8 protein-coding genes and 1 pseudogene are annotated in these 11371 nt (G+C 61.3%); 2 read left to right on the forward strand and 7 right to left on the reverse strand.

The annotated features are described in order from the left end of the window. Window positions 1–6: 6 nt before the first annotated feature. Together cyoA and AB4Y42_RS34860 are read right to left on the reverse strand one after the other, a co-directional pair. Entirely contained in the window at window positions 7–894 is an 888-nt protein-coding gene (cyoA, locus tag AB4Y42_RS34855) for a ubiquinol oxidase subunit II (protein WP_069267482.1), read from the reverse strand. A 339-nt stretch (window positions 895–1233) separates the two neighbouring features. Next, a complete protein-coding gene (locus AB4Y42_RS34860; protein ID WP_368691225.1) occupies window positions 1234–2778 on the reverse strand; it encodes an NADH-quinone oxidoreductase subunit M in 1545 nt (514 codons plus the stop codon). Between the two features lie 749 nt (window positions 2779–3527). On the opposite strand from AB4Y42_RS34860, the gene AB4Y42_RS34865 reads away from it, so the two are divergent. Next, on the forward strand, window positions 3528–4007 hold the full coding sequence (locus AB4Y42_RS34865) for a hypothetical protein (RefSeq protein ID WP_254315648.1): 480 nt from the start codon (window positions 3528–3530) through the stop codon (window positions 4005–4007). Between the two features lie 41 nt (window positions 4008–4048). Continuing rightward, window positions 4049–4441 (forward strand): annotated as a pseudogene (locus AB4Y42_RS34870) (hypothetical protein); the annotation flags it as partial. Between the two features lie 82 nt (window positions 4442–4523). On the opposite strand, the gene AB4Y42_RS34875 reads toward AB4Y42_RS34870, so the two are convergent. From AB4Y42_RS34875 to AB4Y42_RS34895, 5 genes are all read right to left on the reverse strand, one after another. Then, entirely contained in the window at window positions 4524–5939 is a 1416-nt protein-coding gene (locus tag AB4Y42_RS34875) for a sugar efflux transporter (protein ID WP_368696717.1), read from the reverse strand. Between the two features lie 406 nt (window positions 5940–6345). Beyond that, window positions 6346–7803, reverse strand: a complete 1458-nt coding sequence (locus AB4Y42_RS34880; protein ID WP_368696718.1) for a hypothetical protein — start codon at window positions 7801–7803, stop codon at window positions 6346–6348. A 10-nt stretch (window positions 7804–7813) separates the two neighbouring features. Beyond that, entirely contained in the window at window positions 7814–8101 is a 288-nt protein-coding gene (locus AB4Y42_RS34885; protein ID WP_368696719.1) for a PAAR domain-containing protein, read from the reverse strand. A 1-nt stretch (window position 8102) separates the two neighbouring features. Continuing rightward, window positions 8103–9437 (reverse strand): hypothetical protein, encoded by a 1335-nt coding sequence (locus AB4Y42_RS34890; protein ID WP_368696720.1) that lies wholly within the window; start codon window positions 9435–9437, stop codon window positions 8103–8105. A 97-nt stretch (window positions 9438–9534) separates the two neighbouring features. Beyond that, window positions 9535–11371: DUF2345 domain-containing protein (locus AB4Y42_RS34895; RefSeq protein ID WP_368696721.1), on the reverse strand; the 1837-nt coding region annotated here is incomplete at its 5' end.

Raw genomic sequence — 11371 nt, forward strand, 5'->3', positions numbered from 1 at the left:
CCTGGTTTACCCCTTGGTCACGCACGACGGGTCACTGAAATTCGTGACGTGGCCGTTGTTGTACTTCGCGATGATGTTGTTGAAGAGCTTCGGGTCGACCGTCGAGAAGTACTCAACCGGAGCCTTCTCGCTCGGCTGTGCGACCGTCGCGTATTGATCCATCGAAAGCTGCGTCTGCGACGCCTTCACCTTCTGGACCCACGCGTCGAAGTCTTGCTGGCTGGTGGCGAGGGTGCGGAACTTCATGTCCGAGAAGCCCTTGCCGCTGAAGTTCGCCGAGAGGCCGGCGTAGTCGCCAGCGTGGTCGGCAATCAGGTGCAGACGCGTCTGCATGCCAGCCATCGCATAAACCTGGGTGCCAAGCTGCGGGATGAAGAACGAGTTCATCACCGAATCCGACGTGATGCTGAAGTTCACCGGCGTGCCAACGGGCACGGCCAGCTGATTCACCGTCGCGATACCGAGATCCGGGTAGATGAACAGCCACTTCCAGTCGAGCGCGACAACTTCGACGTTGATCGGCTTGACGTTCGATTCGAGCGGCTTGTAGGGGTCGAGCTCGTGCGTGGTTTTCCACGTGAGCACGGCGAGGAACAGAATGATCAGCGTCGGAATGGTCCAGACGACGACTTCAATCGCCGTCGAGTGCGACCACTTCGGGTCGTACGTGGCGCTACGGTTCGACGCGCGGTAGCGGTACGCAAACCACAGCGTCAGGACGATCACGGGGATCACAACAATCAGCATGGCCCATGTGGAGGTCGCAATCAGCTGCTTTTCCGCCACGCCCACACTTCCCTTGGGGTCAAGGAGCTCCATGTTGCATCCGGAAAGACACAAGGCCAATCCGGCGCTGATGGGAAGCAGTAACCTTTGAAAGGTCGTTCTTTTCATCACGTTTGCCTGAAATTCATTCATTGAATAGTTCCGGACGCGTCCCCTGACATCCGACAAAGGAAGCGCGCCCGCATCATACAGCCGCTTTGATATTTCGCAATCAATGAATGTGGAAAATGACCTTTGTCAAAAGAAGATTGAGACACTTTGTCGCATGTGTTCGCGAGGTTTGTCGCGCCTCGGAAACACACGCACTTCGCGCCCTGCTCTGCCCTTGACAGCGGCCCGCCGCGGCTACTTCTCGAATCTCAAAATTCGAAAACCCTTGGACGCAACAACGCGCCGCAGCGCCCGTAGGCGATGCGGCGCGTTGGTTGCGCCGTCAATCTTCAGTGATCACGTCGGCGAGTGCTGAGCACGAACGTCCGTGCCAGCGCGCACTGCGTCAGCAGGCGCTGCCTCGTCGACGGGTTGCTTGTTGCGACCGGCCTGGGTGACGAGGTTCGCCGCCGAGAGTTCGATCGCGTCGGTCATCGGCTTCGGGTAGAGGCCGATTGCCAGCACGAACGCTGCGAGCGAAGCGAAGATCAGCGTTTCGCGGCGGCCGATGTCAGCCAGCTTCGCAACGCCCTTGTTCGCCACAGCGCCGAAGATCACGCGCTTGTACATCCACAGGGTGTACGCAGCGCTCAGAATGACGGTCGTCGCGGCGATCGCGCCGACCCAGAAGTTCACGCGGATCGCGCCCATGATGACCATGAACTCGCCCACGAAGCCCGACGTGCCCGGCAGGCCGAGGTTGGCCATGCAGAACAGCATCATGAAGGTGGCGTAGCGCGGCATCACGTTGACGACGCCGCCGTAAGCCGAGATCGTGCGCGTCTTGGTGCGGTCGAACAGCACGCCGATCGAGAGCAGCATCGCGCCCGAGACGAAGCCGTACGAGATCATCTGCACGATCGCGCCTTCGGTGCCGATCTGGTTGAAGAGGAACAGGCCCAGCGTCACGAGGCCCATGTGGGCGACCGTCGAGTACGCGAGCAGCTTGGTCATGTCGGTCTGCGCGAGCGCGAGCAGGCTCGAGTAGACCACGGCCACGAGCGAGAGCGTGATGATCGCCGGCGCGAAGAAGTGCGCGGCGTCAGGCGTGATCGGCAGCGTGAAGCGCAGGAAGCCGTAGCCGCCCAGCTTGAGCATGGCCAGCATCACGGTCGCGCCGGTCGGCGCTTCGAGGTGGACGTCGGGCAGCCACGTGTGGAACGGCCACATCGGGACCTTCACCGCAAAGGCCGCGAAGAAGCCGATGAACACGAGGATCTGCGGGATGAAGCCGAGCGTGAGGTTGTGCCACACCGACATGTCGAAGGTGTGCGACTGGCTGTAGAGGTACAGCATCGACACCAGCATCAAGAGCGAGCCGGCGAGCGAGAAGAAGAAGAACTTGACCGCGGCGTAGGTACGGCGGGCATTGCCCCACGTGCCGATCAGCAGGTACAGCGGGATCAGCGTAGCTTCGAAGAACACGAAGAACAGCATGCCGTCGGTCGCGGCGAAGGTGCCGACCATCAGGCCCGAGAGAATCAGGAACGCGCCGAAGTACTGGGCGACGCGCACCGTGATCGATTCCCACGAGGCGATCACGATCACGAGCGTCGTGAACGCGGTGAGCACCACGAGCCACATCGAAATGCCATCGATCCCGAGTCGCCACGCCACGCCGAACTCGGGCAGCCAGTCGCGGAATTCGACGAACTGCATGCCGGCCGCGTGGTTGTCGAAGCCGGAGATGAGCGGGAGGGTCAGCAGCAGACCGACGACGGCGCCAACGAGCGACAGCCAACGGGCACGCTGCGGATGACGATCCGACCCGAGGCGCAGCACGGCCACGCCGAACAGGATGGGAATCCAGATCGCCAGACTCAGGAATGGAACGGATTGCATTTCAACAGGACCTCAAAAATGCGGAGCAAATAGCTTCCACGGCGCACGTTCAGGTGCGCAAGCAACTTGAAAGATTGACGCGGGGTGAAAATCGAACCAGGCTGGCTGTAATGTATTTGTCAGCGACGAGGCGAAATGCAACACACGTTCAAGGGTTAACGAGGGTAAACGGAATACGGAAGTTTTGCAGCGCAACAACACGGGCCGGATCGAAGATTGACGCAAGTCATTGTTTTTATTCAAAAACGTACTAAGAGAAAAAACAACAAACGGGCTGTTACAGCCCATTTTTGATCGCGAAAGCAACGCTTTCGACCTCCGGGGCGCCATGACGCGCGGCAGGCTGTCACGCTGCGCGGCCGAAATAATACCTTACTTGTTTCTTTCGGTTCAATGACTTATGCATCCGGGTATGGCCCCCGGCGGCCTCCAAGCCGCGTGCCAGGCCCGCCCCGCGCGCCCTTGCGCGGTGCAAAAAAAAGCCCCGGCCTTCATGGGGCCGGGGCCAACTCTCACGTTGCGCCAGAACACTGGAACACGCATGGCCGGCACTTTAGCGACTTGTGTCCCCCTAATTAAGGGCGCTGGCTGGAACAGTCCCTTCCCGGTTATGCGAGGCCGCCTTTCCGCAGCCGCTCCTCTTTTCACAAATGAGAATCATTTGCATTTAGACGAAATTTGTTCCAGAATGGGGCCCATGCCGGACGACCCGGCGCTACCCGAATGATTTGTGCGGGACCGGAGGCTCCATGAACTACACCGCCCCTTTCGCGAGAAATGACACGCTGATCGACGACACCTTCGTCCATCACCCCGACACCGCCGAGCAGACCGTTCTGCGCGCGGTGCGCACCTGGCTGCGACCGCATTGCGACGCCTACGCCAAGGCCGAAAGCTGGCGCGGCGTGCTCGCCGACGCGGGACTCGGCGCGGAAGGCTTCGGCTACTTCGATCTGCTGATGGGCACCCTGTGCCGCGCCTCGTGCCGCCCGCTCGACACGCGCTGCCGCTGCGCCTCCGAACTCGCGAAGGACGAAGGCTCGCTGCTGCAGGTGATCGCGCTGCTGCAGTCCACACGCAGCGAGGCCGCCGTGCAACTGCTCAACGACTGGCTGCCGACGCCGAGCGTGAGCGGCATGCTCAAGACCGCGCGCTGGTTCGCCATCGCGCTGCTCGACGCGGGCGTGCGGCTGAGCGACCGCTCGCGCCGCGTCACCTACATGCACTGATACACGCACTGACACAGGCGCTGACTGGCCCGCACGGCATGAGCTACGGCGCGCTGCTGCGCGGCGTCTACACGCGGCGCACGGTGCTCGCCACGGTCATCGGCGTGGCGTCTTCGTTCGCGTACAACGCGGTCGCGTTCGGCCTGCCCGTGATCATCTCGAGCTTCCTCGCGCAGTCCATGCTCACGACGATCCTCGCCTCGCTCGTGCTCAACCTCGGCTTCGCCTTCGTGGGCGGGTTGATCGCCGTGCGTATCGTGCCGCGCTTCGGCGCGCGCGTGTTCTGGATCATCGCGGTCGCGCCGCTCGTGGGGCTCACCGCGCTGCTCTCGATTCGCTGGGAGCCTTCGGGCTATGACGTCGATGCGGAAGACTTCGACGCCGTAACGCCCGCACGAGTGCTCGCCGGGCAGGACGCCGAAACGGTGCAGTAAATGTCGATGAAGAGCGGTGCGTTTGCAGCTGCGCCCTTTGCTTCGAATGAAATCGCCTGGTCATCCGAAGACATGCCAGGCATCAATCCCGCTTGCCTGAACGCTCACGCAGATAACGCCGCACGGCACGCGCCATCTTCGGATACTGCTCGCCGGGCACGGCGAACAACACGAGCGCGCACAGCGCGAGCGCGCCGCAAAACAGAAACGTGCCGCGATAGCCGAACGCCTGCACGAGCATGCCGGAAAGTACGCCCGACAGTATCGAGCCGAGCCGCGACGCGTTAAAGAACAGCGCCGTTGCCCGGCCCGGCGACGACGGCATCAGATCCTGCACGAAGGTCATGCCGAGACACGACGTAACGGCCACCACGAAGGCGTTGAGGATCTGCATCGGGATCAACGCGTGCACGCCCGGCGCCAGCGACATCGCGACGAAGTAGACGGCATGCACCACGGCGCAGGCGGCCAGCCACCATGACTTGTCCAGCACCGAGGCGCGCGCGCCGAGCGCGAGCATCATCGGGATCTCCATGAGCGCGCCGAGGCCGAGCATGATCGACACGTCGATGCGCGTGCCCTGCAGGCCATGGACGATGTAGAGCGGCAGCACGATCATCGTCGCGTTGGCGGCCAGGCCGATGAGTGTGAGCGCAACGATCGCGCGCATGATGTCTTTCTGCGAACCCTCCGCGGCGGGCACCGGCGCACGCGCGGCCCTCGTCTTCGCTTTTGCCGTTGCCTTAGCCGCCGGAAGCGTCGCGGGGTCGCGTGGCGCACCCGGCTGCACTTCGGCTTGCGTGAGCGGCTGGCCCTCGTACCGGGCCGCGCTTTCCGCATCGATCTCCTGCGCGACTTCGCCGGCGGTGGGACGCGCCATCAGATGTTGCGTGGCGTGTTCGTCGTGGTGCGGCTCGCGCATGCGCCAGACGATCGTGCCGCAACCCGCGAAGCTCGCCGCCGCAAACAGGAAGAGCCCGTAGAAGTTCGTGGCGGCCAGCACGAGCGCGCCGACCGCGGGCCCGAACACCCACGCGGCGGAGAGGATCGTGCGCAGCGTCGCGCTCGCGAAGGTTCGCTCGGCGTCGTCGCGCGCGGGCAGCGCCGCGCGGCTGAACGAGAACACGAGCGAGAGCGCACAACCGCCCGCGCCGATGAACGCAACGCCTACGAGCAGCAGCAGCCGGTAGTCGCGCACGACGCACAGGCAGAGATAGCCGAGCGTGGCCGCGCACAGCGAGACGAGCAGCAGGGTTCGGTGCTTGCCGGTGGCGTCGCTCCAGCGGCCCGCTGCCGTGCTTGCGATCACGCCGCTCGTGGCGATGGCGGTCATGAACACGCCGAGCCGGAACGGCGTCATGCCGGCGCGCTCGACGCCGAACAGCGAGAGATAAGGCGCGGTGAAGGACATCGCCACGCCGAGCATCAGGGTGGCGCCGGCGAGTGGCAGGAAACCAGGAATACGCAGAAGACCGGCAAAGCGCGAGTTTTTGAGCACGGCGCGGCGGGTAGTGGCGAGAAGAGAGTTGCCCGTGCACGCGCGGTCACGCGACGGCCATATCGACGGCGATTATCGGGCCGAACTCCCACACTGTGCAAGGTTGAAGCAGCCGCGATCAACATCTGGGTGCGCTATCCACAACTTTGGTGGACAGCTTTGTGCGTAACCCTGGGACGACTGCACCAAGTGCTTGATGCGAATCGGATTGTGCGCAGCGTTGCCGTTTGTTGCAGCGGCGGCGTTTTGCGGGGAAAGGTGCAGAGGGTTTTCCACAGATTTTGTTGAGAGCCCTGTGAGCAACTCCTGGACATCCGCGTCAAGTCCTTGTCGCACAAAGGTTTTCCGGCGGCGCATGGGGAATGGCTTGTTTCCTCGCGTGCCCGCAAACAACGTTGCCCCTTTTTCAGAACCCGATAGCGCCCGCCACATATTCCCCGGTCGATCTCGCCATCGATGCGACGAGCCGGGGATGGCGGACGACGAAAACCGCAATCACCAGGAAAACGGCCCCGCAGGTGACAACCGTCTCGAAGGTGCCCCACAGCTTGTTCGGAGAAACCAGCATCGCAAACGTCCAGAGTGAAATGATCATGCCGAGAGCGGGGCCAAACACCGGGCAGTAGTCGTACTCCTCTTGCCACGGCACGTTCACCGGAGCGGGTTCCTTCGCCACCAGATTGAGTGCAACGCCCTGCTCATGAGGCAGTGCGATGAGTTGCGGCCCCTGCCCGAAGTGCGCCATCTTCGCGGCGAGCGCCTGGAGCAGCCACCGCGCCACGGGTGCCTGCGGTCCGACCGCCTGCTCCAGCGCATGTTCTTCGAGTGTCTGACCGCTTTCGCGTACCGCGCCCATCGTCCCGTGCTGGGCAATGCCCTTGAGGCGGCTATGCCAGAAGTGATGAATGCGCTCGCGTGGCACCTGCCCCGCGTCGAGCAGCAGGGAGAGCGACCTGTCCACCTGGTCGGCGTCGCTGGTCATCTGGCGGAACAGCCACGCTTGCTGTCTCAGATCCTTCTTCTCCCGCATGAGCGCGGGCGAACCCAGCAAGAGCGCCACCGCCGCCTCTGAATGGGCCGGCGCAGCGTCCGGCCCCTCCTTGTTCAGATGCCACGCGAGCAGCAGACGGTATCTCGGCGTGCGGTCAACGTTGTATGAGGCATAGGGATAGGCAGGCTGCACATAGTCCTTGAACCAGTGATCCGCAAACCCAGCGTCCATGCTGTTGTCCAGCGACCTGACGCGGGGCACCCCAGGCAGTTCCATCTGCTTCCAGACCTGCTGGACGTCAAGCGAGAGTTCCGGCTGGTCGCACTGCATCACGATTTCGAAGGAGTCGCTGCGCATCGCCGTCGCGAGACGCGGCAACAGGGGCGTCAGAAGTTGCGTGAGCACACTGTGAAGGCGCGGTGTGCCTTCCTCGCCAGCGCCGAGATCCAGCGCCTTGACCTTGCCCGGATTCTCCGGTGGCTTTCCCTCGAGCCCCAGCATGCGCACGGCGAGGTCCGGTTCCGGAGCGAGTACCACGCTATCGAGCACGGCGACACCCGAGCGGACCTGCCGCTGCCAGTTAGCTATCTGGTGCCAGCGTTTCGTGTTGTGAGCTGCTGCCTGCATTGCCGGCCCGTCATACAGGACCATGTGCAGCATGAAACAGATTGCCATCGAAAGCGTCAACGGAACCGCAAACGCCCCGTGAAAAAGCTTTTCCGACCAAATGGGCGCGCCTTTCGGCCAGTCCGCCAACACGATGACCAGTGCGGCGCCATGAACGACGATGAATAGGCAGATATAGAGCCATACGGGCGGCGGCTTTACAGCAGGCCATTCTTCCGGCATGCGCTGATCCCAGCGAAAACTCATCCGGCCTCCGTCAAGCTTCAACAACCCAACCGCTTCGCGATGCACGCAGCAGGGGTTTCGGGTTGCAGGCACATGCGCAATAGTCGTTCTCCAGCGCGGGCACCTTGCCGTAGAACTCCTGCTCGAAGCGCGCGCCGTTGCGCTCGATCCTGCCGGTGGTGCCGCACGCGGGGCAGCGTACCGCTGCGCCGAGGTAGGCCATCCTGCGTCCGTTGTAGCCGGTGCCATCGATGCCATCGATCACCGTCCCGCCTGTGGTCGTATGGTCGCCTTCATAGATGTGGGCGCGTCCGCTCATGTCAGGCTCCCACCCATTCCCAATCGGTCCTGCCCGTGCCTTCGTCGCCCTCGGGCATGCGCTCGCCCCGGCGTCGCGTCACGAGGCTGGCGATGTCGTACCGGGTGGGAGCCCTCCCGTACAGGTCATCCGACTGGATGCGTCTGACCCAGCGTCCGCTGCGTGGACACTCAGCGCCGGGCTCGCAGAACTGCACGGTGTCCGCGATCATGTCGAATGACCATGGCTTGACGGGCGTTGGCGCGATCGCTTCCCACACCCACTGCACCGGCCCGTCGATGTTGACATCGGGCAGTTCCTGCATCGGCATCGTCACGCGCCCGGTGGGCGCCACCTCCCCGGCCTTGAACGGCTTGAGCAACAGACCGCGATGGCCGTTGCCAGTACGCACGGCGCGGTACAAGCCGTCTTCGGCGAAGGTTTGCCCCGGCTTGACCGGCTGCCACGACATCTCTGCCTTGTGCATCGCTTCCCACTGCTCGCGCTCCTGGGGTGTCGAGGGGTAGTCGCGGTCGAACGTGATACGGGTGGGGTTCTTGTAGTCCGAATGGAAATCGACCTGCAACAGGCTGGACTGGAATCCGATGACCTTGATGTTCATGAATGCGCCAATGTTCAAGTCGTATGCGCCAGCAGAGAATTTGCTGATGGAGTCAGTTTTCATTTTGACTACGACGGAACTATGTGGCGCAAGATTGACTTCCCCATCTGGAAACTGTTCCGGATCGACAAGAAGCTTGCCAGCCAATGCCAGCCCAAGTTGATCGTCATCATTTCCTGCGCTGCCCACGCGATAGCCGTTCACACCCAGGATATCCATATCACGACCCATTCTGGTATTCCACCTGTCGGGTGTCTTGAACTTGATAGGATGCTCGCCGCTATTGCTAAACCTTGCGGACACCAGAAACCCATCCTTTTCGCGATCAATCGAAACCACTGAAAGGTCGAGTTTCACAAGTTTTCTCCCGTTCTGAACCCCTGCATTCGTGAGTGAGTCCACCAACTGAACTATCTGGTTAACCACGGGACGACTGAAATCATTAATGTAGCTACTCCGCATCTCCCCGTCGCATTTCGCGCCATAGAGAGTAGGAAGCGTCACGTCGCTATGCGGATCTTTTTGAGAACACAGCAACTTCGCGAGCTGCCTGGCATCTTCCAGATTCTTATTTGAGAGTTTTAACTGAAATATACCAACCCCACTAATGTTCCTGTTGTTGTCAGAATCACCAATTTGGACCGTCAGCACATCCCCGGAAACCGAGATTTCATTGTTTCCATATCTATTGATGCTGCCATCGGCAGCGCCATTTGTCGTATAGGCAAAATGCATCGCTTGGTCCACCGTGTCCCTTGCAGTTTCTGCATGTGCATAACTTCCAACCAGAGACAAGCAGATGGCTACAAGTCTCAACCGTTTAATCCATGAATCACGAGTCATAGCCAACCCTCCACAACCTGTTCGTTGCAAGCGAGAACTGCCGCCGCACATATTCCAGATAATACGGTTTGATAGCTGCCGTAACCCGGCCATCCTGCAACGCCGCATTGGCGCCGTCCCCCATCACATTGGCACCAACGAATGTTGCATCGGTTTGCGAATGTCCTTGCCACACCATCGCGCCTGCTTTCGCATCCACCAATGAAAAATCGATCTGCTCCTTATCATCAATATAAGATTCGTGAAGCCAGCCGCCCCGATCGTAATATTCGTCTGGAAAGTTGAAATAATGTCCACACTCATGCGCTTCGACGTTTGCGTCCGGGTAATCATGTAAAGTCTGATTCTTATCCTTCCATTTATGCTTCTCCCCCCACGAGCCCGTATCCGCCCGAAGCACAAGCGGAAATAGATTCAGCGATACATGCGGGTCAAATCCGTCAATCGGCGCGCCCTTGATCGACACACGCAGATCGACCTTGAAATTAACCTTCACCCGGCATCCGCACGCCGCGCCTCTGGAACACCCATCAAGAATCAGCTTGTAATTCCCCTGATTCAGCACAGCCTCGATACGGCTGGTTATCGCCCTGACATCAAATTTCGACCCGACCGCATCGCGGAAGTCCATCTTTACACCCTGCTGTATCATTCCAGGCGTCATCTGTGAATGGGCGAAAAACTCGTATGGAACCGTTGCTTTGGCCGCAGGCACCGACGTATCACGTACGCCTTTTCGATCGACGGGAAACAAGTCCATCGGAACCAGCATCACGCGAACCGTGCAGGTAATCGCCTTGTCTTTCTCGCTGTACGAAAATTCAAAATGCGAATTCCTCGAACCGCCGCCCCGATACCACACTGTGCCGTCCGTACTTTTCCAGGGTGTCCGGTTATTCAACCTACCCCAATACGACCTCGCTTCAACATGCTGCGTTACGTCAGCCTTCAGGTCCGAGATTTTCCAGTCGCATGGAACTGCGCTCACCAACTTGATGGGATCAGGCGCAACAAACGACTGCTGCTGATCGTCAGGGCGGTTCAAGGTGACCTTTGCCTTACGCACTCCTGAGTCCACGTTCGACGGTTTGCCATCGAAGGGCGAGAAGTCGTTTAGCCGGGACTCAGGCGCAGGCGCCACCGCTCCCGTATTCGCCAGCGCCTCCCACTGCGCCGGGAGTGGCGCAGGTGCCGGCGGTGGCACCACGAACTTCGGATGGGTCCGCCACACCTCGCAGTCGGTCGTGTACGGCACGAACTTCGGTGCGAACGCCGCGCCGCCCAGGTCCATCTGCGCGGGACCGGTACCCTTCACGCTGGTTGTCCGGAACAGCACCCCGCCGCGCGAGCCGATCTCGACGCCTTCGCCGCTCAGCTTCACGTAGGTGCCGTTCACGTTGAGAATGATTTCCTTCGCCGCCTTCACGTGAACCGCGCCGTTGACTGACTCGATCGTCAGGCCTTGCTGCGAGGCGAGCTGCATCCTGCCACGCTGGGCCTGCGCCACGAAGTCGCCCGCAGCCGTGATGAGGCTCAGGCCCTTCTGCGTGAACAACGACAGCAAGTCACCTGCCGCCACCGTGAACCGCCTGAGCGTGCTGAAGTGAATCCCCTTCTTCGCCGTGCCGATGATCGAGCCATCGGCGGCGAACTGCACGCCATCGCCCGACGCCACGGCGACCGGACCAGGCCCTGTCATCAGCACACCGGGTTTCTTCAGTTCATGCAGACCTGCGTTGATGCCCTTCTGTGCGTCGAGGTCAGCGGGCGTGGCCTTCGACGCTTCAGCGGACTGCGCGAGCGTGCCGGCGAATGCCTGGTGGTCC

This window comes from Paraburkholderia sp. EG286B (assembly GCF_040965655.1).
In the GTDB taxonomy this organism is placed as follows: Bacteria; Pseudomonadota; Gammaproteobacteria; order Burkholderiales; family Burkholderiaceae; genus Paraburkholderia.